This is a genomic window from Rhodococcus sp. P4_C10 (assembly GCF_056402135.1).
On sequence record NZ_JBFUHZ010000008.1, the window covers coordinates 101952 to 127971 of the forward strand.

Consider the following 26020-nt stretch of genomic DNA (forward strand, 5'->3'; position numbering starts at 1 on the left):
CCAGACTAGTGCCCCTCAGTGCGCGACGACCGCCTCGCCCTCACGAACGACGTGCCGGGCCCGCATCAGGGCGCCGAGCAGACCCGCCGAGCGCATCGCCTGGTAGCCGCCGACCAGGTCCGTCGCGCGGCGCAGACCGAGCTCCTGCAGTGCCGCCGCGGCCAGGCTGGAGGTGTACCCCTCCGAGCACACCACGATCCACTCCACGTCGTGGTCGACGGCGGCGGCGAGACGCGCGTCGCTGGTCGGGTCGAGCCGCCACTCGAGGACGTTCCGCTCGATGGCGAGCGCGCCGGGCAGGGTGCCCTCGCGCTGCCGCTGCGCCTGCGGGCGGATGTCCACCACGATCGCCCCGCGGGCGACCGCCGCCTCGAGTTCGAACACCGTCAGCCGCCGGTAGGTGTTGCGGGCCGTCTCGAGCATCTCGTCGATGGTCATGCCGTCAGTCCTTCCGGGAGGTCGGTGAGCTCGGTGCGGGTGCGACGGAGGCTGCCGTGATCGGTCACCTCGTAGAAGGACATCGCCGACAGCGGCGGCGAGTAGGCGTGCACGCTGAGCGTCGGCTGGTCCGGGCCCGAGACCGTTCCCGGCGCCTGCACCACGTCGTGCACCCACCCCAGCGGGAAGGACGCCTGGTCTCCCGCTTCGAGGGTCCGGAACTTCAGTTCGGTTCCGCCCCAGCGATATTCGGCGAGGGCCCCACTGAGCACGGTGAGCGCGCCCAGCGAGCCCGCATGGTCGTGGAGTTCGGTGGCACTGCCGGGCACCCAGCTGATCAGCCACACGTCGACGTCGTCGTCCGCGTGCAGTCGGGTGGACCAGCGCTCGGCAGTGGGCCAGCCGCCGGGGAGCAGGTGCGCGAAGCGGCCGTCGAGCACGTCCTGCGCACCCTGGTCGCTGATGCGCAGCAGGTCGGCGGGCAGGAGTCGGCTGGGCGAGACGGAGCGGTCAGCCGACAGGGCGACCGGGTTCCGCGAGGACCGGGGGCTCGAAGAAAATGGGTTCAGAGAAGAGACCACAGATGTGGAAGGCATGGCAGAGACTCCAGGAATGAGGAATTGATCGGGGCTGCGTTCAGCCTCGACAACACTCCTGGGTGACCATGCGGTAATTCACGCCGACCAGTGTGGCACAGAATCCCCGATCCCGGAACCCCTGCACTCCGGAACCCCTGTACTCCGGGACCTCAGCGCTCAGGCGACCGGCGGCCGCCGGGCCGCGTTGCGAGCCTGGTTGCGCTCGTAGACGATTCGGAGCCCCTCCAGGGCGAGGTCGCGTTCGAGGTGTGCGATCGTCTCCGACTCCGGCATCACCAACGGCGCACTGTCCCCGGTCGCAATGACCGTGACGTCGTCACCCGCGAAGGCCGGCAGTTCGGCCCGCACCCGGCGCACCAACCCGTCGACCAGGCCGGCGAACCCGAAGATCGCCCCGGACTGCATGCACTCGACGGTGTTCTTGCCGACCACCGACCGTGGACGCACCAGTTCCACCTTGCGCAGCGCCGCCGACTGCGAGGCCAGCGCGTCCGTGGAGACCTCGAGTCCCGGCGCGATGACACCGCCGAGGAACTCGCCCTTTGCCGACACCACGTCCACGCAGGTGGACACGCCGAAGTCCACGACGATGCACGGACCACCGTAGAGATGGTGCACGGCAAGGCTGTTCACGATCCGGTCGGCGCCGACCTCCTTCGGGTTGTCGACCAGCAGCGGCACCCCGGTGCGCACCCCCGGCTCGACCACCACGTGCGGGACGTGCGCCCAGTAGCGGGTCAGCATCACCCGCAACTCGCGCAGCACCGACGGCACCGTCGACAGCGCGGACACGCCGGTGACCTGCTCGACGTGGGCGCCGAGGAGCCCCCGCAGCATCCAGGCCAGCTCGTCCGCGGTGACCCGCGGATCGGTACGCATCCGCCAGTCCTGCAACAACTTCGAGTGCTCACCGCTGCCCGTGAACAACCCGAGCGCGATGTTGGTGTTGCGGACGTCGACGGTCAGCAGCACGGCTACACCAGCGCCGGGTTGTTCTCGAGCGTGGACAGCATCCGGGGGGTGATCAGTCCGGATCCCTCGGGGGCGTGTGCCGGGTCGCTGCCGAGCTCGACCTGCCGGTTGTCGGCGTCGACGAAGACCACCCGCGGCGCGTAGTCACGGCATTCCTGCTCGTTCATCACGCCGTAGGCAATCAGGATGACCAGGTCGCCAGGCTTGACCAGATGCGCTGCGGCACCGTTGATCCCGATCACGCCGGTGCCGCGCTCGCCGGCGATGACGTAGGTCTCGAGCCGGGCGCCGTTGTCGATGTCGACGATGCACACCTGCTCGCCCTCGAGCAGGTCCGCGGCGTCCATCAGGTCCTGGTCCACGGTGACGGACCCGACGTAGTGCAGGTCCGCGTGGGTGACGGTGGCGCGGTGGATCTTCGACTTCATCATGGTGCGAAACATGTGCTGTCCTCCCGGTCTAGCTGGAAATCAGGTCGGTGGGCGAGGTGGTGCGGGTGTCCACGTCCCGCTCCAGGAATCCGGTGCCGACGGCGACGCCGACATTGTCGATCAGGCGCGTGTTGCCGAGTCGGGCCGCGACGAGCAGCCTGCCGTCGCCACGTTCCGGCGCCGGCCCGAGGTCCACACCGCGAACCTCCAGGTAGTCGACCTCGAGTTCCGGGGTCGCCTCGAGCACGCCGCGTGCGGTGGCCAGGATGGCCTCCGCACCGCCGGCCGCCGCATGTGCGCCGGCCACCAGCGCGGCCGACAGCGCGGTCGCCACGGCCCGCTGGCCGGAGTCGAGGTACCGGTTGCGCGAGGACAGGGCGAGACCGTCCTGCTCCCGGACGGTCGGCACACCGTAGATCTCGACGTCGAAGTTCAGGTCGCGGACCATCTGCCGGATCAGGGTGAGCTGCTGGTAGTCCTTCTCGCCGAAGTACGCCGTGTTGGGCACGGCGATCTGCAGCAGCTTGGCGACCACGGTCAGCATCCCCGCGAAGTGCGTCGGCCGGCTGGCACCCTCGAGTTCGACGCCGAGCGGACCGGGGTGGATCACGGTGCGCGGGCCGGCCGGGTACATGTCGGCGGCGGACGGCGCGAACACCAGTTCAACGCCCTCGGCGCGCAGCAGTTCGATGTCACGGTCCAGGGTGCGCGGGTACGCGTCCAGGTCCTCGCCCGCACCGAACTGCAGCGGGTTGACGAAGATCGAGACGATCACCACCGCGCCGCGCAGCTTGGCCTGCCGGACGATCTCGAGGTGCCCGGCGTGCAGTGCACCCATGGTGGGCACGAGCGCGACCTGCCGCCCGACGCCACGCAGCGCCTTCGACACCTTGGTCAGTGCGGCCGGGTCGTGATGCACAGTCAGTTCACCGCGCGCGTAGCCGTTCACGAATTGTCCTCCAGGATCTCGATGAGTTCAGGCTTGGCGCCGGCGAGCTGCGCCGAGCGCAGCGACATGGCGCGGTACCCCTCCGCCAGCTGCGGGTCCACCTCGCGAAGCACCCGCAGGTGAGTGGTCACCGCGTCGACGTCGCCGCGCGCCACCGGGCCGGTCAGCGCGGACGGGCCGCGGCGCAGCGCGTTGTCGAGGGCGGCGGACAGCAGCGGCGCGAGCACCCGCTCGGCCACGCCGTTGGGGTCGTCGTCCACCAGCTGCTGGCCGAGCAGCTCGCCGCCGGCGAGGGCGACGCGGAGCGCGGCCACCGCGTCCGAGACGAGCGTGACCAGGTGATTACTGCCGTGCGCGAGGGCCGCGTGGTAGAGCGGCCGGACCTCGTCGCGGACCCGCACCGGCTCCCCGCCGATCTCCAGGACCAGTGACTGCGCGATCGCGTAGCCGATCTCGTCGGCCGCGGTGATGCCGAAACACGCCGACGACATCCGGGCGACGTCCTCGTCGTGTCCGGTGAAGGTCATCGCGGGATGGATCGCCAGCGGTACCGCACCGATCGCGGTGAGCGGCGCGAGTACGCCGATGCCGTTGGCCCCGGAGGTGTGCGCGACCAGGGTTCCGCGGCGGACCGATCCGGTGGCGGCCAGGCCGGCCACCAGGTCCGCGAGCTGATCGTCCGGCACGGCCAGGATCAGGAGTTCGCAGCGGCCGGCGACGTCGGTCGCGGGCAGGATTTCGGAGTCGGGCAGGCTGCGACGGGCACGGCGGACCGATGCGTCCGACACGGCGGTGCAGGCAGCCACCACGTGGCCGACTCGCTCGAGTGCGGCACCGATCGCGGTTCCCACGCGTCCCGCCGAGACGATTCCTACCGTCAGTCGTGCGGGCGCCGGATCGCGAAAAGACCCATCTCGAGTGATCTCGAATGAGGTCACCGTTGTTCCTCTCGTTCGTTCCAGTCCCGCAGGGCGGGTACCGGACGTTCACAGCGAGGATAGCCGCCGGTCGGTGACGGACGCCACGGTGCGGGGCAGTGATATAGGTCGCTTCGCGGGCTCCGCTCCCGGGATACAGGTCGCTTCGCGGGCTCAGTCGCGGCGGCGACGACCCGGGCGCGGCTCGTCGGCGGCGTCCGCAGTCTTCATGTTCGCCATGATCTCGGCGACGGTGAGCCCACCCGTGGAGTGCGCGCCGGGCTCGGTCTCGGGCTCGGGCTCTGCCCGCCGACGCGACCGGCGGCCGGCGACCGCCGACGGCTCGAGCTCGGGCTCCGGCTCCCGCTCCGGCGTCGGATCAGCCGGCTCGGGCACCGGCTTCGCCACTGGGGTCGGCGCGGGCGTCACGACCGGCTCGGGCTTCGCGGCGGCGGTGGGCGCGGCCGGGCGCGGCTGCTCGGGCGGGGCCGGCTGCTCCTCCGGCACCAACGCCACCTCGGCGGTGACCGGCTCGTCGAACGGCGTGGCGAAGGTCTGGGCCCGGCCGGATCCGGCATACGCCGGGTCGGGAGTGAAGGTCGGGGTGACGGTGGTCCCGGGGTACTCCGGATCGGGCTCGAGGGTCCGGCGGTAGCCCGTCGCCTGCTGCGGCTGCTGGTGGGGCTGGGACACCGCGGGGGTGCCAACACCACTGCCCAGCTCACGCATCCGGCGAGCCTCGGCGGTGAGCGCAGTGCGGTCGGCGGGCATCTTCCCCTCGAAGAGGATCTCGAGATTGCCGCGCAGCGCCGCCAGTTCCGCGCGCAACGCCGCGATCTCCGAGGTGTCCAGGACCGCCTCGCCGCGCACCCGCGCCTCGACACCCAGCTCGTACTCACGCCGGGCGCTGATCTCGCGCTCGAGCTGCAACTCGTAGACCTTCTGCAGATCCCGGACCTTCGCCTTGTCCGCGGCCGACTCCCGGCGGTACTTCGTCATCGCGATCGCACCGAGCGTCGCGGCCCAAAGCGCGATGACCAGGCCAACTCTCAGCAACTGCACGCTGTTGCTGAAGATCAGGAACAGACTGGCAACCACCGCCAGCGCCACCAGAGCGGCCACGATCATCTGGCTCGTGCTGCGTTTGTTCCGCCGGAGCGACGTCGCGCGACCAGTAACCGTCATGCAGCCGAGGATAGCCGCCCCGGCCGACGCTCTCACATCGTGAGAGTCGACCGCCCTCGGCGGCCCGGTCAGACGGCCGGCTCGTCCGGCGGTTCGTCCGGGGTCCGACAGCAGTGCTCGAGCCACAGCGCGGCCGCCACCAGGACCGCTCCGGCCACCAGACCCACCACGACCCCCGTCGTGTCGCTCGCCGCGGCGTCCACAGTGGAGCGCTGCGGCAACAGGTACAGCAACAGTCCCAGCCACACGCCGGCGCTGCCCGCACCCACCAGCGCGGACGCCTTCGCCAGCGCGACCGCACGGGCGGCGGTGATCGGGTGCAACTGACGCGGCCCCGGGCCGACGCGGTGGTTGTTGACGCGGGACCGGATCACCAACGCCAGCACCACCTCGATCGCCGCGACCGGGTACAGCGAGGCACCCGCGAAGACCGGAACCGGGGGCAACGAACCGTAGAACGCACCGGCCAGCAACCAGGTGGCAATCGCGGCGAACAGGGCCAGCGCCAGCAGGTCCCGAACTCGGGTGGCGCTCGTCATCTCGGCGCCAACCGGAGGTCGGTCCGGCGTACGCCGTCGCGCTCGGCCGGGTCCAGCCGCTCCAGCAGCGCCTGCGCCGACGTCACGACGCCGTCCACCACCAGCGCCGCATCGGGATCCACCTCGAGCCACGGGGCCAGCACGAATGCCCGCTCGTGGGCACGCGGGTGCGGCAGGGTCAGCTCCGGGTCCGAACTGACCACGCCGTCGCAGTCCACGACGTCCACGTCCAGGCTGCGCGGTCCCCAGCGCTGCTCGCGCACGCGGTCCGCCTCCGCCTCCAGGCGACGGCCCAGTCGCAGCCAGCCCCAGCAGTCCAGCTCGGGGTCCTGGGCGATCACCGTCGCATTGAGGAAGTCCTGCTGCTCGACCCCACCCCACGGCGCGGTCGCGTAGACGCTCGACACCGCGACCGCCCGCTCGCCGAGGGCATCGACCACCGACTGCAGGTGCGCCAACGGGTCTCCCATGTTGGACCCGATCGACAGCACCGCCCGGCTCATCCCTGCAGCCCCCCTCGACCGCCCGCGCCCTTGCGGGATCGTCGGGCGACCACGGCCACATCCGCGAAGGTCAGCGGGATCGGCGCCGACGGCTTGTGCACGGTGACCTCGACCGCGCTCACCCGGTCGTCGCGCAGCACCGCCTCGGCAATCTCGGCCGCGACCGTCTCGATGAGGTCGCGCGGCGGTCCCGCGACGACCGCGGCGGCGGTCTCCGCCAACTCGCCGTAGTTCAGGGTGTCGGCGAGATCGTCCGAAGCTGCGGCCGGCGCCAGGTCCAGCCACACCGTGATGTCGATGTAGAAGTCCTGCCCGTCCCGCTTCTCGTGCTCGAAAACCCCATGATTGCCGCGAATCTTCAACCCGCGCAGTTCGATTCGATCAGACATCGGACACCCCCTCCGCCGCGGCCCAGGCCTGGGCCACCGCAATCGCGTCGCGGGAACCCCGCACGTCGTGCACCCGCACGCCCCAGGCGCCGCCGCGCGCCGCCAGCGCCGAGACCACCGCCGTGGCCACCTCCCGGCCGGCCGGTGGACGGTCGCCTTCGGCGTCCGCGAGCAGCGAGCCGAGGAACCGCTTGCGCGAGGCGCCGATCAGCACCGGGAAACCGAGCGCGTTGAGCCGCGGCAGCGCCCCGAGCAGCGCCCAGTTGTGCTCGGCGGTCTTGGCGAAACCGAGTCCGGGGTCGAGGAGCAGCCGGGACGGGTCCACTCCGGCGCGCACCGCGGCGTCGACCGCGACAAGCAGTTCCGTGGCGACCTCCTCGACCACGTCGCCGTAGTGCTCGACACCGCCTGCGTGGACGTACTCCCCCGCCGACCGCCAGTGCATGAGAATCCACGGCAGCCCGGCGTCCGCCACCACCGAGGCCATCGCCGGGTCCGCGCGTCCACCGGAGACGTCGTTGACCACGCCGGCGCCCGCCTCGATGGCGGCGTGGGCGACCGAGGCGCGCATCGTGTCGACGCTGACCGGGATGCCCTCCGCGGCGAGTGCCGCGATCACCGGCGCGACACGCTCCGCCTCTACCGCCGCGTCGACCCGCTGTGCGCCGGGCCGTGTCGACTCGCCGCCGACGTCGACGATGTCCACGCCGAGACGGCGCAGTTCCAGACCGTGCTCGACGGCCGCGTCGAGGTCCAGGTACCGGCCGCCGTCCGAGAAGGAGTCCCGGGTGACGTTCAGCACGCCCATCACCACGCAGCGGCCCGGTGTCGGCAGCACGGTCACTTGCGCAGGATCAGGTCCAAGGCCTCGGAGCGCGAGGCGGCACTGGACTGGAGCAGGCCGCGCACGGCCGAGGTGGTGGTGCTGGCGCCGGGCTTGCGGATGCCGCGCATCGCCATGCACAGGTGCTCGGCCTCGACCACGACGATGACGCCGCGCGGATCGAGCTTGCGCATCATCGCGTCCGCGATCTGACTTGTCAGCCGCTCCTGCACCTGCGGACGCTTCGCGTACAGGTCCACGAGGCGGGCCAGCTTCGACAGGCCCGTCACGCGGCCGGTGGTGCCGGGGATGTAGCCGACGTGCGCGACTCCGTGGAACGAGACCAGGTGGTGCTCGCACGTGGAGTACATCGGGATGTCACGGACCAGCACCAGTTCCTGGTGACCCTCGTCGAAGGTGGTGTTGAGCACCGAGTCGGGATCCGTGTACAGGCCGGCGAAGACCTCCCGGTACGCCCGCGCCACCCGTGACGGGGTGTCGAGCAGCCCCGGCCGATCGGGGTCCTCACCGACCGCCAGGAGCAGCTCTCGCACCGCCGCCTCTGCACGCGGCTGGTCGAACACCCGCCCCGACGCCAACGCCGTCAGCTCGTGCGACTCGTTGCTTCCCCCATGGGAATTCGCACCACCGAGTTGATTGACCGACACCCGACCGCACCTCCACCTCTCGGACCGATGTCCACCGTTAGCGTCCCTGAGACACAGACCAGTGGAACAGCCTAGTGCTCCCGGACCTACTGCTGCCCGTTCGGGCCTTCCCAGCGCTCGGTCGCCGTGTCCTTGCTGCCGGACTTGGGTTGCGGCTCCGGGCGCGGCTGGGTCTCCAGCGGCGGCTGCGGCGGCGGGTTCCACTGCGGGTATCCCTGCTGGGGATACTGCCCCTGGGGGTACTCGCCCTGCGTGTAGCCGCCCTGCGGGTACTCACCCTGCGGCGGGTACTGCTGGGCCTGACCGCCCTGCGGGTACTGGCCGTACGGGTACTCCGCCGGACGCGCGTGCTGCCCCTCGTTCGGGTCACGCGGCGGCCAGCCGGGCGCCGACCAGCCGGCGGGCGCGCCGTAGTCCGGCACCGAACCCTGCGGCTGCTGCCGGTTCGGATCCCCGAACGCCTGGAAGCCGCCGTTGTTCGTGGCCGGCACCGGGTATCCGTTCTGCGGCGCAGGCGCGGCCGCCGGAACCGCGGCCGGAGCCGAGGTCCGCTTGCTGAACGTGGGCTGACGCGCGGACTCGTCCGGCAACGGCTCGCCGCGCTCGATCGCCAGCTCTCGCGGCGTCTTCACCGGCGGCTTGTCCGACGGGGTCCGGCCACCGAAGTCGTTGAACGCGGTGATCCGGGGACGCTTCTCGACGCTGGTGAAGATCTGCTCGAGATCCTTGCGCGTCAGGGTCTCTCGCTCGAGCAGTTCGGTCGCGAGGATGTCGAGCACGTCGCGGTACTCGTTCAGGATCGACCACGCCTCGGTGTGCGCAGCCTCGATGAGGTTGCGCACCTCCTCGTCGATCTCGCGGGCCACCTCGTGTGAGTACTCCGAGCTCACGCCCATCGAGCGGCCGAGGAACGGGTCGCCCTGCTCCTGCCCGTAGCGGACCGCGCCGAGCTTGGCGCTCATGCCGTACTCGGTCACCATCGCCCGGGCGATCTTGGTGGCCTGGTCGATGTCCGAGGAGGCGCCGGTGGTCGGCTCGTGGAACACGAGTTCCTCCGCGGCGCGCCCGCCCATCGCCATCACCAGTCGGGCGATCATCTCCGAGCGGGTCATCAGACCCTTGTCGTCCTCGGGGACGGTCATCGCATGGCCACCGGTACGACCGCGGGCCAGGATCGTGACCTTGTAGATCGGCTCGATGTCCGGCATCGCCCACGCGGCCAGGGTGTGCCCGCCCTCGTGGTAGGCGGTGATCTTCTTCTCGTGTTCGCTGATGATCCGGCTCTTGCGGCGCGGGCCGCCGATCACGCGGTCGACCGACTCCTCGAGTGCGGCCTCCGTGATCACGGTGCCGTTCTCGCGGGCAGTGAGCAACGCGGCCTCGTTGATGACGTTCGCGAGGTCCGCGCCGGACATGCCGACGGTCCGCTTGGCCAGGCCCTCGAGGTCGGCGTGCTGGTCCAGCGGCTTGCCCTGCGAGTGCACCTTGAGGATCGCGCGGCGGCCGGCCAGGTCCGGGTTGCCGACGGGGATCTGGCGGTCGAACCGGCCCGGACGCAGCAGCGCCGGGTCCAGGATGTCGGGGCGGTTGGTCGCGGCGATCAGGATGATGCCGGTGCGGTCACCGAAGCCGTCCATCTCGACGAGCAACTGGTTGAGGGTCTGCTCACGCTCGTCGTGACCGCCGCCGAGGCCGGCGCCGCGCTGGCGGCCGACCGCGTCGATCTCGTCGACGAAGATGATGCAGGGGCTGTTCTGCTTGGCCTGCTCGAACAGGTCGCGCACGCGGGAGGCGCCGACACCGACGAACATCTCGACGAAGTCCGAACCGGAGATGGTGAAGAACGGCACCCCGGCCTCGCCTGCGACGGCCCTGGCCAGCAGCGTCTTACCAGTGCCGGGCGGGCCGTAGAGCAGCACGCCCTTCGGGATCTTCGCGCCGAGGGCCTGGTACCGCGCCGGGTTCTGCAGGAAGTCCTTGATCTCGTACAGCTCTTCGACGGCCTCGTCCGCGCCCGCGACGTCCGCGAACGTCGTCTTGGGCATGTCCTTGGAGAGCTGCTTGGCCTTCGACTTGCCGAAGCCCATCACGCCGCCCTTGCCACCACCCTGCATGCGGCCCATCACGAAGACGAACAGGCCCAGCAGGATCACCATCGGCAGCACGAACAGCAGGAGCGAGGTGAGCCAACTCTCCTGGCTCACCTTCGTGTCGTACTTCTCCATCCCGGCCTTCTGGACCTCGGTGAAGATCTGCTCGGACGCGGCGCTCGGGTACTTGGCGATGATCTGGGTGGCGTCGCTGGTCGCCTCGTTGCCCTTCTTCAGGGTCAACCGGACCTGTTGTTCACGGTCGTCGATCTGCGCGTCGGTGACGTTCTTGCCCTGGAGCTGGGCAATCGCGACCGAGGTGTCGACGTTGGTGTACCCGCGGGTGTCATTGCCGAAGTAGCTGAACGCATAGATGATCAGCAGGATGGCGGCGACGATCCCCAGGTTTCGAAACACAGTCTTGCGGTTCATACAGGTTCAGCCGCTGCGGGCCTGTTCCTTTCCAGTTCCGGTCGAGCCTTCCAGCTTCGGGCAAGCGTGGTACGCCGGGTTCCGGCTGCAAACCGGACAATCAAGGTTACCGCGAGAACCTCGGGCAATGCCCGGTAGCACTCTCGGCACGGGCCGGCATCGGCACCGGTCCCGAACAGTAGAACGAGCGGGACACCGCGATGGTTCCACAGCTCGCACCCGGCGGTGCGCAGTTACGCTCCCGGCATGACGATGGCGCACGACGAGGCCCTGACCGAGCTCGACGAGTCGCAGCGGCGGGTGGAGTCGACCCTCGCCTCACTCACCGACGCACAGGCCCGGGCGGCGTCGCTGCTGCCCGGCTGGACCCGCGGGCACCTCGCCTCACACCTGGCCCGGAACGCGGACGCGCTGAACCGGTTCGCGGTGGGCGTGCTCGACGGCACCCCGCGCGAGATGTACCCCGGCGGCCGCGAGGCGCGCGCGGCCGCCATCGAGGAGGGCGCCGACCGGCCCGTGGCCCTGCTCGCCGCGGACTTCCGCTTCGCCGGTCGACGGCTGCTCGACTCCCTGCGCGGAATCGGCCCGGAACTGCTCGACACCCCGGTGAACTGGCGCAAGCCCGTCACCGCCCGGGACATCCCGCTGCTGCGCTGGCACGAGCTCGAGATCCATCACCTCGACCTCGGTCTCGGCTACTCGTGCCGGGACTGGCCGGTGTCGTTCGTCGAGTCGACGCTCGAGTCGCAGCTGCCCGAACTCGCCGTCGCCGCCCCCGACGTGACACCGCCGGACCTGCCGCGGGCCGAGTTGCTGGCCTGGCTGATCGGCCGGCCGACCCGGGACGGCCTGCCCGAGGTTCCCGCCTGGCCGTTCTGACGGCGATACGCTTAGCTCCGTGCCCTCCGGACGATGTCCACGGAGCGGGCGTCAGGATCGGCGGGCGGGGCCATGACGGACCGTCCGACCCGACCACCGCCCGAGGCGACGGTCGCGGCGAACCCGTCGCCAGAGCGCGATGCGCCCGAGCGGACGGCACTGGAACCTCCCGGACCGCCGACCACCGCATTCGAAGCCACGGCCCTCGAAAGCACGGCCCTCGAAAGCACGGCGGCCGAGACCACCGCACTCGAAGCCACCGCGCCCGGCGGCCGCACCCGGACGTCGCTGGCCGCCACCCGTCCGGACGCCGGCCCGCCCACCCTCGACGACCTGGACTCCGGCCAGCACGTCGACGACTTCGACCTGCTGATGGCGCTGGGCCGCGGCGCGTTCGCCCGGGTGTTCCTGGCCCGCCAACGCTCCATGCAGCGGGTGGTCGCGGTGAAGATCTCCCGCGACCACGGCACCGAGCCGCAGACCCTCGCCCAGCTCGACCACGACTACATCGTCCGGGTCTTCGACCAGCGGGTGGCGCAGGACCTCGAGCTGAAGCTGCTGTACATGCAGTACCTGCCCGGCGGCACCCTGCTCGGCGTGCTCCGCCGGGTCCGCGACACCCCGGCAGCCGCCCGCAGCGGGCAGCTGCTGCTCGACGAGATCGACGCCGTGCTCGACGCCAAGGGCGAGATCCGACCCACCGACTCGAGCGTCCGGGGTGAGATCGCCCGGCTGTCCTGGCCGGAGACCGTCGCCTGGCTGGGCCGGCGACTGGCCGATGCGCTCGACTACGCCGGCCGGCGCGGCGTGCTGCACCGCGACATCAAGCCGGCCAACGTGCTGCTCACCGCCGAGGGGGTGCCCAAGCTCGCGGACTTCAACATCAGCTTCAGCGATCAGGTCTCGGGGGCGAGCCCGGTGGCCTACTTCGGCGGCTCGCTCGCCTACATGTCGCCCGAGCAGTTGCGTGCCTGCCAGCCGTCGTCCGCGACCACGGCCGCCGACCTCGACACTCGCAGCGACCTGTACGCGCTCGGCGTCATGCTGTGGGAGCTGCTCACCGGCCGTCGCCCGTTCGCGGACGACGCGGCCACCGACACCGACCTGGACCGGATGCTCGCGACGCGCACGCGCGGCGTAGCACTCACCGCGCTCGACCAGCTGCCCCCGGACTGTCCGGCGACCCTGCGCCGGGTGCTGCTCACCTGCCTGGAGCCGGACCCCGCCCGACGATGGCCGACCGGTGCCGAACTCGCCCAGCAGCTCGAACTCTGCCTGGACGCGCATGCCCGCGACCTCGTCGACCCACCGCCGGGCAGCGGACGGATCCGGATGCGGCGCTGGGCAATCCCGATCCTGGTGCTGGCCATCGCGGTGCCCAATGCGGCGGCGGGGCTGTACAACTACCACCACAACAAGTCGCTGATCATCAACACGCTCTCCCCCGACGTGCAGCAGAGCTTCGAGCAGATCCAGACCGTCATCAACGCGATCACGTTTCCGCTCGGGGCGATACTGCTGCTTTACATGTGCCGCTACCCCCTCACGGTGCCCCGGGGTCTGCGCCGGGGCCGGACCTACGACGCGCGGACCCTCGCCCGGGCACGTACCGACACGCTGCTGCTCGGGGACCGGGTGGTGCTGGTGGTGTTCGGGCTGTGGTCCGTCGCGGGCCTCGCCTACCCGATCGCGCTGCAGCTCGGGGCGGGCGGCATCCCGTCCCACGTGTACGTGCACTTCATCGCCTCGCTGGCGGTGTGCGGGGCGATCGCGGTTGCCTACCCGTTCTTCTTCGTGACCTTCTACGCGGTCCGATGTCTCTACCCGGTGCTGCTGCCGTTGGGCATCACCAGCAGCGACGACGCACGCAAGCTCCGCGGCCTGGACCGGCGCAGCACCCGCTACCTGGCGGTCGCGGCCTCGGTGCCGCTGGTCGCGGTCGCCGGGGTGACCTTCCTCTCGCCCGAGCAGATTCCCCAGGTGATCGACGCGGTCCGGTTCCTGTGCGTCGGCGCAATCTTCGCGTTCCTGGCCGCCTACTGGCTGTTCCGGATGCTCGAACAGGACCTGCGCGCGCTCGAGCGGGTGGTCTCGCACGATTCCGCGGACCGACCCGCGTAGTCACCGCGTCCAGTCGCACCGACGCGACCCGCCGGCAGTCACACCGACGCGACCCGCATCCAGGGCCGCAGTTGCTCGAGCTGCGCGGCGACGGCCAGGATCCGTGCCTCGCCCCCGGGCGGCGCGGCGATCTGCACCCCGAGCGGCGTGCCCGACTCCGGGTGGATGCCCACCGGGACACTGGCCGCGGGCCAGCCGACCAGGTTCCACAACGACGGGAACGGCGCGTACCTGATGTTGGCCACCACGTTCGACAGCCAGGACTTCTCGCTCCACCGCAACGCCGGGATCGGCGCGGCCGCGAGGGTCGGGGTGATCACCACGTCGTGCTCGGTGAAGTAACTCTCGAGCGCCGACACCAGTCGTTCCACCGGGCCCGCGGTGATCCGGCCCGCCAGCACCCGGCCGACCGCCGCGTGCCGTCGGGTCCGCGGCTGCAACAGCGCGGGGTCCAGCGACTTCGCGTCCGCCGCGGTGCCCGCGGTCCAGCGCGCAAACAGCGGCAGCGGGTTCACCGGATACGGCAGCCGCGCGGTCGCGACCTGGTGACCGGCCCCGCCGAGCACCCCGGCGGCGCCCTCGGCCGCGGCCCGCCAGTGCGGGTCCACCCGCACCACCGGCAGCGGGGAGGCCACCGACACCCCGATCCGCAGGGCGCCGGGGTCGGCGATCTGCGCGAGCTCGGGCCGACCGGCCATCACCGAGAGCAGCAGCGCCGCGTCCTCGACCGTGGTCGTCAGTGGGCCGTTCTCCGACATGCCGAACCAGGAGTTCACGCCCAGCTCGGCGGGTACCAGCCCGCGGCCGGGCTTGATGCCGAACAGCCCGCAGTCCGCGGCCGGGATACGGATCGAGCCCATGCCGTCGTTGCCGTGCGCAACCGGCACCATGCCCGCGGCGACGGCCGCGGCCGACCCGCCGGACGAGCCGCCGGGCGTCCGCTCCGGGTTCCACGGGTTCCGGGTGATCGCGTCCGGGGTGTCGGTGGCACCCCACACGCACAGTTCGGGGACGGCGGTGATGCCGACGACCACCGCGCCCGCGGCCCGCAGCCGCGCCACCACGGCGTGATCCTCGGTCTTGGGAACCCTCGAGGTGGCCGCGGAGCCGTCGCCCTCCGGATGGCCGGTGACCGCGACGTTGTCCTTGACGGCGATCGGCACGCCCGCCAGCGGCAGCGACGCGAGATCGGCGCGGCCGGCCAGCGCGGCCGCCTCGGCACGGGCCTGCTCGGCGCGCACGGTGACGAAGGCCCGGAACCGTGGGTCGCGGGCGGCGATCCGGCCCAACGCGTCGTCGACGGCGTCGAGCGGGGTGAGCTCACCGGCCCGCACCCGGGCGGCGATGGACGCGGCGGTGAAGTCCGGGCCCGTCATCGCGGGTGTGTCCTCAGCCGCCGTAGACGGTGGGCTCGAGGGTTCCGATGTAGGGCAGGTCGCGGTAGCGCTCGGCGTAGTCGAGGCCGTAGCCGACGACGAACTCGTTGGGGATGTCGAAGCCCACGTTCGCGACCGGGACGTCGGCCTTGACCGCGTCGGGCTTGCGCAGCAGCGTGACCACCTCGAGCGAGGCGGGGTTGCGGGTCGACAGGTTGCGCATCAGCCAGGACAGCGTCAGACCGGAGTCGATGATGTCCTCGACGATCAGCACGTTCCGGCCCGCGATGTCCTTGTCGAGGTCCTTGAGGATCCGCACCACGCCCGAGGAGGAGGTCGACGAGCCGTAGGAGCTCACCGCCATGAACTCCATCTGGGTGGGGATCGGCAGGGCCCGGGCCAGGTCGGTCATGAAGAAGACGGCGCCCTTGAGCACGCCCACCAAAAGCAGGTCACCCTCCGGCGCGTCGACCGGGTAGCGCTCCGCGATGATCGCGGCCAGCTCGGCCGTCTTCTCGCGGATCTCTTCCTCGGAAATCAAGACCGATGCGATGTCGCCTTCGTACACGGCGCTAACCCCTTTGTTGGTCGCTGATTTGTTGGTCGCTGACGAGCCCGACCGACAGCCTGCCACGTCGCCGCGAGAGCACCAACCTCGCGCCCGGTCGACCGCCGCCGACGGCCACCCCGCCCTGCCCGCGCCAGTGCCCGACCAGGTCGTCGGCCGTCCGCAGGTGCCGGTCCGTCAGGGCCCGCGCGCCCTGCCCGAGCAGCCAGGCCCGCAGCGCCCGACGTCGCACCGCGGGATGCGCATCGGCGAGGGCTGCGACCTCGAGCACGCTGGTCCCGTCGTCGACCCGTTCGGCCGACGCCAGCAGTTCCGCCGCGAGCCCGTCGAGCACTTCGCCGTCCTCGCGTAGCTGGTCGGCGGTGCGTGCCAGGGCGGGCGCGACACCGCCGCCGAGAATCTGCTCGAGCAGCGGCAGCGCCTCGGAGCGCAGCCGCACCCGGGTGAACTCGGGGCTCGAATTGTGCGGGTCCTGATAGGGCTGCAGACCCAGCTCGGCGCAGGCGCGGGCGGTCACGGCGCGACGCACCCGCAGCAGCGGCCGCCCCCACGGCGGGTCGTCGGCGCGCATGCCGGCCAGCGAGCGCGGACCGGACCCGCGGGAGAGACCGAGCAGCACCGTCTCCGCCTGGTCGTCGAGGGTGTGCCCGAGCAGCACGGGGCGGGCGCCACGCGCGTCGTCGAGTGCCTCGTAGCGCGCCCGCCTCGCGGCCGCCTCCAGGCCGCCCGCACCCTGCACCCGCACCGCCAGCACCCGGGCCGACGCGCAGCCCAACGCCAGAGCGCGCTCGGCTGCCCGCGCGGCCACCTCGTCGGAGCCGTCCTGCAGCCGGTGGTCGACGACGAGCGCATGCACCGGCCCCGCCTCCGCGACCGCGGCCGCGGTCAGCGCCAGCGAGTCGCCACCGCCGGAGAGCCCGACCGCGACGCCGGCGTCGCCGCCGTACTCGTCCCGCCAGCGGCGGACCGCGTGCCGCACCTCGAGCAGCGCCGGGCCCTCGGGCAGGCGGCCACCCGGTTCCGCGGGCTCCGCCCGGCTCATCCCAGCACCCGGGCGATCCACTTCTCGTGGTCGTCGATCTCGTCGACCCGGGGCAGCGTGTCGGGCCCGGTCCAGACGGCGTTGAACTCACTCATCCCGACCCGGCCGACGACGGCGTCGACGAAGGCCTTGCCGCGCACGTACTGCGCCATCTTCGCGTCCATCCCGAGCAGCGCGCGGACCAGCCGCTGCAGCGGGTTGCTCTGCCGCGTCCGGCGCTTGTCGAAGGCGTCCCGGATCTGCGCCACCGTGGGGACCACCGCCGGCCCGACCGCGTCCATCACGTGGTCGGCGTGCCCCTCGAGCAGGGTGCCGAGAATCAGCAGCCGGTCCAATGCCACGCGCTGCGACTCCGACTGGGTCGCGCGCAGCAGCCCGAGCAGGCCGCGTTCCTCGGGCGCCTGCTCGACGCCGCCCCGACGCCTGCGCAGTTCCTCGGCGAGCCGGCCGATCAGGTCGGCGATCGGTTCGTCACCCGCGGCCCCCAGGGTCGCGACGCTCTCGCGCATGTAGTCCGCGATCCACGGCGCGGACGAGAACTGCACCCGGTGGGTGACCTCGTGCAGGCACACCCACAGCCGGAAGTCGCTCGGCACCACCCGCAGCGTGCGCTCGACGGACACCACGTTCGGCGCCACCAGCAGCAGTGTGCCGTGCTCGCCGGTGAACGGGTCGTACTGGCCGAGGATCGCCGAGGACAGGAACGCCAGCATTGCGCCCGCCTGCAGCCCGGCCGGCCGGCCGGCGAGCAGTCCCCCGCCGGTGGTCGGCCGGTCGGCGTCACCCGTGAGATTGGCCATCGAGTCGGCGGCGGCCCGGATCCAGCCGGCACGGTCCACCACCCGGGCCTGCGGCACGGGCAGCCCGTCGGCGAGCCCGGTGACCTCCCGGACCGGTCCCTCGGCGCGCACCGACGCCTCCGAGAGTTCCGCGACGACGGCCTCCGCGGAGTACCGGCTGGTGCGTGGGCCTGGCCTGGACAGCCGAACCCCGGCCCATGCTGCGACATCCCAGTCGACCGCCCCGGCGAGCCCACCGGGCGCATCCGAACCGTCCTGGGTCATCGGCAGCAACGTCACTGACACCCACAAGAGCGCAGCGTCGAGGCGAGCGCGTCGAGGGCCGGGCGGCTGACCTGCGGCGGACGGTCATTGGACATCAGCGAAAAGGTGAGCACCCGGTTGCCGACGTCGGTGACGTACCCGGCGAGCGCGCTCGCGGCCGACAGCGTGCCGGTCTTGGCTCGCACCCAACCGGCGCCGTTGCGGTCGCCGGAGGCGTACCGGTCCGAGAGGGTGCCGGTGGCACCGGCGACGGGCAGGTAGTCCAGCAGCGGCCGCAGCTTCGGGGCGGAGTCGCCTGCCGCCGCGGTCAGCGCGCGGTCCAGCAACCGGGCCGGGATCCGATCGTCGACGGACAGCCCGCTCGCGTCGTGCAGGGTCAGCCCGCCGACATCGAACCCGCCGGCGACGAGGGTCTGGGAGATGGCGGCGACCGCTCCGCCGAACGACGGCTCCATGCCCGCCTTCATCGCGATCTCGCGGCCGACGGCCTCGGCGAGCACGTTGTCCGAATGCCCCATCATCTGTCCGAGCCGGTCCCGCAGCGGCGCCGATTCCACCGACGCGAGCGGGGCGGCGCCGGACGGTGCGGTACCGACGGTGACGGCGGCCGGGTCGGCGCCCAGCGCCGCGGCCAGCAGCCGACCGGTGTCGAGGGCGGGGGTGGCGCTGCGCGGGGACTCGTCCTCGAGCGGGCGCAGGCGTCCGCCGTCCAGCATCACCGGCTCCATCGGCGCGATGTAGCCGGCGCCGACGTCGGCGGGGAACCAGCCCTGCGCCAGCGCCGGGCCCGCGTAGGCGCCGTTGTCGACGACGACGCTGTCCACCACCACGCCGGAATTGCGGACCTGGGCGACCAGGTCGTCGAGGCGGGCGGCACCCGGGTAGAAGCCGGGCTGGCCGGCCGGTTGGGCGGTCATCGTCGGGTCACCGCCGCCGACCAGCACGATCTGGCCCGGCGTCTCGCCGCGCACCACCCGGGTGGCGACGCGGTGCTCGGGGCTGAGCGCGAGCAGCGCCGCGGTCGCGGTAAGCACCTTGGTGGTCGACGCCGGGACCATCGGGGCGTCGGGGCCCTGGCTCCAGAGCACCGCCCCGGTCGCGGCGTCGGAGACCACCCCGGTGAACGTCCCGAGATCCGGGCTGGCCAGACCGGGGGCCAGCGCGGCGGCCAGCCCGGCCGGCGTCGGCATCGGTGCGTCGTCGGGCACCGGGGCGACCTGTGGCGTCGGCAGCACCGGCGGCGGCGCCGGGTTGGTCGCGGTGGTCGTCGCGTCCGCCGAAAGACCGAGGTCGGGGCGGGTGACGGCGAGCACTGTGCCCGTGGCGCCGAGCGCCGCGACCAGCACCGCGATCAGCAGAATCCGTACCCGTTTGCGCCGTTGCGCGGCCAGGGACCCCATCTTGCGGTCCTTCGCGCCTGCCTTCGCCAACACCCCTCCGATTTCGTCGTGGTCCGCCCCCGCGGCACTCCACTGGTCGTTCCGTTGTTCCACAGTATCGTCGACCGGTTACCCTGACCCGGCATCATCCACCGAGACAAAGCGAGGAAGCGGCGTGGAGTTCGACGTCACCATCGAGATCCCCAAGGGTCAGCGCAACAAGTACGAGGTCGACCACGAGACCGGCCGTGTGAAGCTGGACCGCTACCTCTACACCGCGATGGGATACCCCGCCGACTACGGCTTCATCGAGAACACCCTCGGTGAGGACGGCGACCCGCTCGACGCGATGGTCCTGCTCCCCGAGTCGGTCTTCCCCGGCGTCATCGTCGAGGCCCGCCCGGTCGCCATGTTCAAGATGGTCGACGAGGCCGGCGGAGACGACAAGGTGCTGTGCGTGCCGGCCGGCGACACCCGCTGGGACCACATCCAGGACCTGAGCGACATCTCGCAGTTCGAGCTGGACGCGATCAAGCACTTCTTCGTCCACTACAAGGACCTCGAGCCCAACAAGCACGTCACCGGCGCCGACTGGGTCGGGCGCGCCGAGGCAGAGGCCGAGATCGAGGCCTCGTTCAAGCGTCTGAAGGACAACGGCGGCCACTGAGCCGCTTCGTCTGAAGTCAACGTGTGGGGTTCCGTCCGGTAGCCGGGCGGAACCCCACACTTGTTTTCACACCCAGGGCACCGAACCCGGACGTTACTGGGCCGCAGCGCATTCCGCCCTGTCGCCCGACCCCGGCGCGGAGGGGGCATGCCGGCTGTCACTGGCCACCACTACCATTCGCCGGGTGACCGGATACGACGACCTCGACCACCTCGACACCTCGACACTGCCGCCCCGCCAGCAGCAGATTCTCGCCACGATCCTGGACTGGGTGGTCGCGCACGGGTATCCGCCGAACACCCGGCAGATCGGGGACGCGGTTGGCCTGCGGTCGTCGTCGTCGGTGTCGAGACACCTGAAGAGCCTGGAGGAGAAGGGCTTTCTGCGTCGGGGCGAGGGGATGTCACGGCCGGTCGACGTGCGCCCGTTCCTGCGGGCCTCCGAGCCACGGCAGTCGGGCGGGAACTCGGTGGCCGTGCCCGTGGTCGGCGACATCGCCGCCGGCAGCCCCATCCTCGCCGAGGAGCACGCCGGGGACGTGATGACCCTGCCGCGCGAACTGGTCGGGTCCGGCACCGTGTTCGGACTGCGCGTGCGCGGCGAGTCGATGGTCGACGCCTCGATCTGCGACGGGGACATCGTGGTGGTACGCCAGCAGCACGAGGCACATTCGGGCGAGATCGTCGCCGCGATGATCGACGGCGAGGCCACGGTGAAGGTGTTCCGACGCCGGAGCGGACATGTCTACCTCGAGCCGCGCAACCCGGCCTACGACGTCATCGACGGCGACGAGGCCGTGGTGCTGGGCAAGGTGGTCTCGGTGATGCGGCGCGTCTGAGGGCGTGTCTCCCGACCTGGTTGTGCGGTGACGCGAGTTCGATCCCTCAGCTTTCCCACGAGATCCTCGTCGCGTGTCGGTCCGAATCGAAGCGAACGACCAGGAGCTGGTCGGAAACATCCGGCGACAGCGTGAAATCGATCCAGCTCTCCAGGCCGCCACCTTCACCCACCTTCAAGACGAATGCCTTCGGGTCCAAGAGAGCCACCAGCGCCTCCGGCGTGGCGCGCTGATCTCGATACTCCTCGTGCGCCTTTCGGACTTCCGGAAGGTCGAGCTCGTCCGTGTGAAACTCCACGAACCGGGCGACCTGCGTCCCGGTGCCGAGATCTTCCGCAAGGAGCTTCCGCGCCTTGCCCACCAAATCGGGGAAGGCGTCGATGAGGCCACCCGTCTCACCCAGAAGCCTGCCGTTCTGAGAAACACCCTCGAAGATGCCCAGCCAAACGGGCACAGCACCGTTCGGAGTTCGGATGGTGACCGCGTCGGCAAATCCGGAATCGGTGTCAAACGACAGCGGACCCACCAACTCCGAGTGAATTGTCACCTGCATCCGACAATCATGCCCTGCCCGACGAGGAGGCATACCCTAGTCCGCCGACGCCTCCTGCTCCCGCTGCGCCGCCGCCGACGCCGCGAGGCCGCCGCCGACCCGCAGCGGCACCTCCTTCCAGAACAGCACCAGCACCAGGCCCAGCAGCGCGATCGCGGTGACGGCCAGGAACACCGTCGACATCGAGTCCGCGAAGCCAACCTTGAACGGCTCCGCCAGCTGCGGGCTGAGCTGCTGGACGATCGAGCTGTCCCTGAGCACCGCGCCCGCCGCCGACACGTCGTGGTTGGCCAGCCCCGTCGCCAGCGCGACGTCGGCCGGGTTGGAGCTGTGCAGGCCGGCGACCACGGCCTGCTGGTAGGCGGGGTCCTGGGCCGCCGTGCGCAACTGGTCGGAGATGTTCGGCGTCAGCTGCGCGAACAGGATGGACAGGAACACCGCGACGCCGAGGGTGCCGCCGATCTGCCGGAAGAACGTCGCCGCGGCGGTGGAGACACCCATGTCCTGTGGGGGCAGCGCGTTCTGAATCGCGAGCGTCAGCGGCTGCATCAGATTGCCGAGGCCGAATCCGGTGACGAACATGAAGCACATGACGATGGCCAGCGAGGTGTCCGCCTCGACGTAGTGCATGAGGAAGACGCCGAGCGTGAGCAGCACCGCACCGACCACCGGGAAGACCCGGTAGCGCCCGGTCTTCGCGATCAGCTGGCCGGACATGATGGAGGCCGACATCATGCCGACCACCATCGGCAGCATCTGGATTCCCGCCATCGTGGGGCTGGCGCCGCGGACCACCTGCAGGTACTGCGGGATCAGCGAGATGCCGCCGAACATGGCCGCGCCCACCACCACCGAGATGACCACGCCCATCGCAAAAGTCGAGTTCCGGAACATGCGCAGCGGGATCAGCGCCGCGTCGCGCATCCGCTTCTCGACGAACACGAAGGCGATCACCCCGACCCCGCCGATCACGTAGCAGGAAACCGAACGGGTACTGCTCCAACCCCATTCACGCCCCTGCTCGGCAACCACCAGCAGCGGGACGATGCCGACCGCCAGAACCAGCGCGCCCCAGAAGTCGATCCGCACGTCGGGCCGGCGGACCTTGGGCAGGTTCAGCACCTTGAACACCACCGCGAACGCGACGATGCCGATGGGCACGTTCACCAGGAATACCCAACGCCAGCCGTCGATTCCGAGGATGGTGTCCTGACCGCTGAGCAGGCCGCCGAGCACCGGACCGAGCACGCTCGAGGTACCGAACACGGCGAGGAAGTAGCCCTGGTACTTGGCACGCTCACGGGGGCCGACGATGTCCCCGAGAATGGCCAGTGCCAGGGACATCAGGCCGCCGGCGCCGAGGCCCTGGAAGGCGCGGAAGGCGGCGAGCATGTACATCGACTGGGCCAGCGTGCACAGCAGCGAACCCAGCACGAAGATGACGATCGCGGCCAGGAAGAACGGTTTGCGGCCGTACATGTCGGACAACTTGCCGTACAGCGGGGTCGCCAGGGTCGCGGTGATCAGGTACGCCGTGGTGACCCAGGCCTGCAGCGCGTAGCCGTCGAGGTCGTCGGCGATGGTGCGGATCGCGGTGGAGACGATGGTCTGGTCCAGCGCGGCGAGGAACATGCCGAGCATCAGGCCGCTGAGGATCGTCAGGATCTGGCGGTGGGTGAAGACTCCGGTCGTCTCGGATCCGGGCGCGGTGTCGGCGACCTCGGACGAGGTGTCTCGGGTGGTCATCGGCCGCTCCGTACGCCCGTGGCCCCGCCGAGTTGTTCCGTCGGCTTCGCCAGGCCGGCCACGAACACCGGCCTCATGCGTTCGTAGTCCGAGACGAACCGGTCCATCAGCCGGGCGAAGTCACGCAGGTCGTCGACGGGCCAGTCCTCGAGCAGTCGGCCGAGACGCTCGTTGCGGTCCGCGCGGATCCGGCCGGCGGCGGCGCGCCCGGCGTCGGTGACCGCGAGGACGCTCGCGCGCCCGTCCGTCGGGTCGGGCTGACGTTCCACGAGCCCTCGGCCCACCAACTGGGCCACCTGCCTGCTCACCGTCGACGGGTCGGTGTACATCACGTCGGCCAGCGCACCGGAGCGCATGGGTCCGTCGCTGAGCAGCCGGAACAGGCAGGCATAGGCCGCCGGGTCGATCCCGACTGAGGCCTTGGCATGGGCGATCGTGCGGTCCCGTACGCGCGAGAGCCGGACCAGGTAGTTGCCGATCTCGTCGGCGAGGGGATCGAGTTCTTCCGGCGTCATCGGACCTTCTTGCTTGCGGCATTCAAGTAGTGGGAAGTTGCAAGTATGTTCCCGGCCGCGGCGGCCGTGCAAGTGTCGGGAATCCGATTACCCGGCCTTGAACAGAGCTCTGCCGGTGGTCGCCACGACCACCGGCAGAGGTGAGAGCCGCACCGGCCCTTCGGTTCACGCGGGACCTCAGGTCACCGACCCGAAATCACCGACCCTTGAACTCCGGGGTGCGCTTCTGGAACACCGCGGCCATGGCCTCGCCGATGTCCTCGGACGCAAGGAAGGCCGCATTCCACACCGCGACGTACCGCAGGCTGTCGTCGACAGCGGCCGAGCGGCCGTGGTCCAGGACGTCCTTGATGCCGTGCACCACCAGCGGCGGGTTCGCGGCGATCTCGGCGGCGGTCGCGTGCGCGGCGGCCAGGACCGCACCCGCGTCCGCGTACACGTCGTTGACGAGTCCGATCTTCTCGGCCCGAGCGGCGTCGATGTCCTTGCCGGTCAGCGCCAGCTCACGCAGGTGACCGTCGCCGATGATCGCGGGCAGCCGGGCGAAGCTGCCCATGTCCGCCACGATGGCCACCTTGACCTCGCGGATCGAGAACTTGGCGTCGGCGCTGGCGTAGCGGATGTCCGCCGCGGAAATGAGGTCGAGCCCGCCGCCGATGCACCAACCGGCGACCGCGGCGACCACCGGCTTGCGACAGTCGGCAACCGCGTTGATCGCGCGCTGCATCTTCTTGATGTCCTCGTGGAAGGCGGTGCGCGGGGCCGCCTGCGCCTTGTCTCCGAGCACCGGCGCCATCATCGGGGCCATCGCCGGCAGGTCGAGGCCGAACGAGAAGTGCTTGCCGGAGCCCGTGAGCACCACAGCCCGCACCTCCGGGTCTGCGTCGAGTTCGGCGAACACCTCGGGCAGCTCGTTCCAGAAGTCGGGGCCCATCACGTTGCCCTTGCCCGGGCCGATCAGCGTCACCTGCGCGACGTGATCCTTGCGTTCGACGGTGAAGGCGTTCCAGGTCTGTTCGGTCATTACTCGAGAGTAACAACCCGGATCTCGCATGTTAAGGCTGCGAAAAATCGGGTCCGGAACCTTTCCAACGGCTTCCCCGTACACAAGCATGGATTTCGCGAGCACCACGCCCTCCGGGCGAGTCGGCACGGGGCACAGGTGGCGAGCCTCGCGAACGACCCTCCGGATCAAGGCGGTGAAGGTGCACATGTTGATGCATCAGGGAATCGGCCTCGACCGCTTCAACGCGCTGCCGCGAGGACGCGCGGTGCACGCCTTGTTCGAGTGTTGCTGCTCGCTCGCCTGGTCCGGGCACCTGGCCGACGGCCGGCCCTACCGCTCGTACGCCGACCTGCTCACCCGGGCCGACTCGGAGTTGTTCGCGCTGTCCGACGCCGACCTCGACCACGCCCTGGACTGCCACCCCGGGGTGGCCCGGCGCGTCCACACCACCGCGTCGAGCCTCGAGCAGTGCGCGGTGTGGGCGCCCGACGAGGCGACAATGGCCGCGGTGGTGGCCGCGAGCAGCCGCTACGAGAGCCGCTTCGGCTACCCCTACCTGTGGTGCGCCGCGGGCCGCGACGCCACGGCCCTGCTCGACGACCTCACCGTGCGGCTGTCCAACTCCCCCGAGGCCGAACGCAAGACCATGGCCGGCGAACTGGCGAAGATCAACCGGATCCGGATCGAACGGATGCTGGGACCGGAGGGCGGGTACGGGTACTGACCCGGCGCGTCAGCCTCGTCGCAGGGCGTTGGCGAACAGCCCGGAGACCGCTGCCTGCACCGCAGCGCGGTCCACCTGCTCCGGATCCACGGCGTGCTCGAGCATCAGTCCGGAGATCAGCGCCATCAGCGTGATCGCGGTGTTGCGGGCATCGACCCGCTCGGCCACCCCCCACTCGGCCGCACGCTCGGCGATCAGTTCCTCGATCTGACCCCGCAGCCGGCGGCGTTCGTGCAGGTAGGCCTCGGCGAGCTGGGGCTCACGGCCCGCCTGGACCCCGAACTCGAGCACCAGCAGGGCCCACCCGGGATCGCCGACCAGCCACGAACTGATCGTCTCGCCACCCCGGCCCGCGGCATCGGTGGCGCTGAGCCCGGCGATCTCGGCCAGCACCCGGCCCGCGAGTTCGAGGGAGCGCTCGGCGAACAGCTCCGCGAAGAGGTCCTGCTTGGACTCGAAGTTGGAGTACACCGCGCCCTTGGTGAAGCCGGCCCGGTGCGCGATCTCCGCGAGCCGGGCAGCCACGAATCCGCGCTCGGCGAACTCGTCCGCCGCCGCGTCGAGCAGCCGTCGACGCACCACGTCCCGGCCCGGACGCGTCGCCGGA

28 protein-coding genes are annotated in these 26020 nt (G+C 70.9%); 5 read left to right on the top strand and 23 right to left on the bottom strand.

Annotation, left to right across the window (positions count from 1 at the left end; translation table 11 throughout):
- Positions 1-15 precede the first annotated feature (15 nt).
- The 13 genes from AC1DWC_RS07070 to ftsH all read right to left on the bottom strand — a co-directional run bounded on the left by AC1DWC_RS07070 (position 16) and on the right by ftsH (position 10935).
- On the bottom strand, positions 16-438 hold the full coding sequence (locus AC1DWC_RS07070) for a rhodanese-like domain-containing protein (RefSeq protein ID WP_477837640.1): 423 nt from the start codon (positions 436-438) through the stop codon (positions 16-18).
- Positions 435-1034 carry a cysteine dioxygenase gene (locus AC1DWC_RS07075; protein WP_477906760.1) on the bottom strand — a complete coding sequence of 200 codons (600 nt, stop codon included), beginning with the start codon at positions 1032-1034 and terminating at the stop codon, positions 435-437. Before AC1DWC_RS07075 ends, AC1DWC_RS07070 begins: the two co-directional genes overlap by 4 nt.
- Positions 1035-1193: 159 nt before the next feature.
- Positions 1194-2009 carry a type III pantothenate kinase gene (locus AC1DWC_RS07080; RefSeq protein WP_072845501.1) on the bottom strand — a complete coding sequence of 272 codons (816 nt, stop codon included), beginning with the start codon at positions 2007-2009 and terminating at the stop codon, positions 1194-1196.
- A gap of 2 nt (positions 2010-2011) precedes the next feature.
- Positions 2012-2452 (bottom strand): aspartate 1-decarboxylase, encoded by a 441-nt coding sequence (gene panD, locus AC1DWC_RS07085; RefSeq protein WP_072845500.1) that lies wholly within the window; start codon positions 2450-2452, stop codon positions 2012-2014.
- Between the two features lie 16 nt (positions 2453-2468).
- Complete coding sequence (panC, locus tag AC1DWC_RS07090) at positions 2469-3389, bottom strand: pantoate--beta-alanine ligase (RefSeq protein ID WP_477906761.1); 921 nt, start codon at positions 3387-3389, stop codon at positions 2469-2471.
- Complete coding sequence (locus AC1DWC_RS07095; RefSeq protein WP_477906762.1) at positions 3386-4327, bottom strand: Rossmann-like and DUF2520 domain-containing protein; 942 nt, start codon at positions 4325-4327, stop codon at positions 3386-3388. Before AC1DWC_RS07095 ends, panC begins: the two co-directional genes overlap by 4 nt.
- 153 nt (positions 4328-4480) lie before the next feature.
- A complete protein-coding gene (locus AC1DWC_RS07100) occupies positions 4481-5491 on the bottom strand; it encodes a DUF6779 domain-containing protein (protein WP_477906763.1) in 1011 nt (336 codons plus the stop codon).
- A gap of 68 nt (positions 5492-5559) precedes the next feature.
- On the bottom strand, positions 5560-6030 hold the full coding sequence (locus tag AC1DWC_RS07105; protein ID WP_477906764.1) for a DUF3180 domain-containing protein: 471 nt from the start codon (positions 6028-6030) through the stop codon (positions 5560-5562).
- Positions 6027-6533 carry a 2-amino-4-hydroxy-6-hydroxymethyldihydropteridine diphosphokinase gene (gene folK, locus AC1DWC_RS07110; RefSeq protein WP_477641369.1) on the bottom strand — a complete coding sequence of 169 codons (507 nt, stop codon included), beginning with the start codon at positions 6531-6533 and terminating at the stop codon, positions 6027-6029. Before folK ends, AC1DWC_RS07105 begins: the two co-directional genes overlap by 4 nt.
- Positions 6530-6922: a dihydroneopterin aldolase gene (gene folB, locus AC1DWC_RS07115; protein ID WP_477906765.1), complete on the bottom strand. Its 393-nt coding sequence runs from the start codon at positions 6920-6922 to the stop codon at positions 6530-6532. Before folB ends, folK begins: the two co-directional genes overlap by 4 nt.
- A complete protein-coding gene (gene folP / locus AC1DWC_RS07120) occupies positions 6915-7766 on the bottom strand; it encodes a dihydropteroate synthase (protein WP_477906766.1) in 852 nt (283 codons plus the stop codon). The genes folB and folP overlap by 8 nt, the downstream gene beginning before the upstream one ends.
- Positions 7763-8413, bottom strand: coding sequence for a GTP cyclohydrolase I FolE (gene folE / locus AC1DWC_RS07125; protein WP_083577387.1), 651 nt, complete (start codon positions 8411-8413; stop codon positions 7763-7765). Before folE ends, folP begins: the two co-directional genes overlap by 4 nt.
- 86 nt (positions 8414-8499) lie before the next feature.
- Entirely contained in the window at positions 8500-10935 is a 2436-nt protein-coding gene (gene ftsH, locus AC1DWC_RS07130) for an ATP-dependent zinc metalloprotease FtsH (protein WP_477906767.1), read from the bottom strand.
- A gap of 246 nt (positions 10936-11181) precedes the next feature.
- Between ftsH and AC1DWC_RS07135 the strand changes: the two genes are divergently transcribed.
- A complete protein-coding gene (locus tag AC1DWC_RS07135; RefSeq protein WP_477906768.1) occupies positions 11182-11814 on the top strand; it encodes a maleylpyruvate isomerase family mycothiol-dependent enzyme in 633 nt (210 codons plus the stop codon).
- 72 nt (positions 11815-11886) lie between these two features.
- A complete protein-coding gene (locus tag AC1DWC_RS07140) occupies positions 11887-13935 on the top strand; it encodes a serine/threonine-protein kinase (protein WP_477906769.1) in 2049 nt (682 codons plus the stop codon).
- Positions 13936-13973: 38 nt separating this feature from the next.
- Here AC1DWC_RS07140 and AC1DWC_RS07145 read toward each other — a convergent pair whose 3' ends face one another.
- Genes AC1DWC_RS07145 through dacB form a run of 5 tightly spaced genes read right to left on the bottom strand, consistent with a single transcriptional unit; the run spans position 13974 to position 19385 of the window.
- The gene (locus tag AC1DWC_RS07145) at positions 13974-15311 is read right to left on the bottom strand and encodes an amidase (RefSeq protein ID WP_477906770.1); all 1338 of its coding nucleotides are present in this window, start codon (positions 15309-15311) and stop codon (positions 13974-13976) included.
- A 13-nt stretch (positions 15312-15324) separates the two neighbouring features.
- A complete protein-coding gene (gene hpt, locus AC1DWC_RS07150; protein ID WP_072845490.1) occupies positions 15325-15879 on the bottom strand; it encodes a hypoxanthine phosphoribosyltransferase in 555 nt (184 codons plus the stop codon).
- A 4-nt stretch (positions 15880-15883) separates the two neighbouring features.
- Positions 15884-16921, bottom strand: a complete 1038-nt coding sequence (gene tilS, locus AC1DWC_RS07155; RefSeq protein WP_477906771.1) for a tRNA lysidine(34) synthetase TilS — start codon at positions 16919-16921, stop codon at positions 15884-15886.
- Positions 16918-17985 (bottom strand): zinc-dependent metalloprotease, encoded by a 1068-nt coding sequence (locus tag AC1DWC_RS07160; RefSeq protein ID WP_477906772.1) that lies wholly within the window; start codon positions 17983-17985, stop codon positions 16918-16920. The genes tilS and AC1DWC_RS07160 overlap by 4 nt, the downstream gene beginning before the upstream one ends.
- Positions 17986-17996: 11 nt before the next feature.
- Positions 17997-19385, bottom strand: coding sequence for a D-alanyl-D-alanine carboxypeptidase/D-alanyl-D-alanine endopeptidase (gene dacB / locus AC1DWC_RS07165; RefSeq protein ID WP_477906784.1), 1389 nt, complete (start codon positions 19383-19385; stop codon positions 17997-17999).
- A gap of 154 nt (positions 19386-19539) precedes the next feature.
- On the opposite strand from dacB, the gene AC1DWC_RS07170 reads away from it, so the two are divergent.
- Positions 19540-20031 (top strand): inorganic diphosphatase, encoded by a 492-nt coding sequence (locus tag AC1DWC_RS07170; RefSeq protein ID WP_072845488.1) that lies wholly within the window; start codon positions 19540-19542, stop codon positions 20029-20031.
- Positions 20032-20215: 184 nt separating this feature from the next.
- Positions 20216-20869, top strand: a complete 654-nt coding sequence (gene lexA, locus AC1DWC_RS07175) for a transcriptional repressor LexA (protein WP_477837628.1) — start codon at positions 20216-20218, stop codon at positions 20867-20869.
- Positions 20870-20915: 46 nt separating this feature from the next.
- On the opposite strand, the gene AC1DWC_RS07180 is transcribed toward lexA, so the two are convergent.
- The 4 genes from AC1DWC_RS07180 to AC1DWC_RS07195 form a co-directional block, all read right to left on the bottom strand.
- Entirely contained in the window at positions 20916-21422 is a 507-nt protein-coding gene (locus tag AC1DWC_RS07180; protein WP_477906773.1) for a DUF2004 domain-containing protein, read from the bottom strand.
- A 36-nt stretch (positions 21423-21458) separates the two neighbouring features.
- The gene (locus AC1DWC_RS07185; protein ID WP_477906774.1) at positions 21459-23168 is read right to left on the bottom strand and encodes an MDR family MFS transporter; all 1710 of its coding nucleotides are present in this window, start codon (positions 23166-23168) and stop codon (positions 21459-21461) included.
- Complete coding sequence (locus AC1DWC_RS07190) at positions 23165-23683, bottom strand: MarR family winged helix-turn-helix transcriptional regulator (protein WP_072845484.1); 519 nt, start codon at positions 23681-23683, stop codon at positions 23165-23167. Before AC1DWC_RS07190 ends, AC1DWC_RS07185 begins: the two co-directional genes overlap by 4 nt.
- Positions 23684-23879: 196 nt before the next feature.
- Entirely contained in the window at positions 23880-24707 is an 828-nt protein-coding gene (locus tag AC1DWC_RS07195) for a crotonase/enoyl-CoA hydratase family protein (RefSeq protein WP_477837624.1), read from the bottom strand.
- Positions 24708-24900: 193 nt separating this feature from the next.
- Between AC1DWC_RS07195 and AC1DWC_RS07200 the strand changes: the two genes are divergently transcribed.
- On the top strand, positions 24901-25413 hold the full coding sequence (locus tag AC1DWC_RS07200) for a 2-oxo-4-hydroxy-4-carboxy-5-ureidoimidazoline decarboxylase (protein ID WP_477906775.1): 513 nt from the start codon (positions 24901-24903) through the stop codon (positions 25411-25413).
- Between the two features lie 9 nt (positions 25414-25422).
- On the opposite strand, the gene AC1DWC_RS07205 is transcribed toward AC1DWC_RS07200, so the two are convergent.
- On the bottom strand, positions 25423-25992 hold the full coding sequence (locus AC1DWC_RS07205) for a TetR/AcrR family transcriptional regulator (protein WP_072845552.1): 570 nt from the start codon (positions 25990-25992) through the stop codon (positions 25423-25425).
- Positions 25993-26020: the final 28 nt, after the last annotated feature.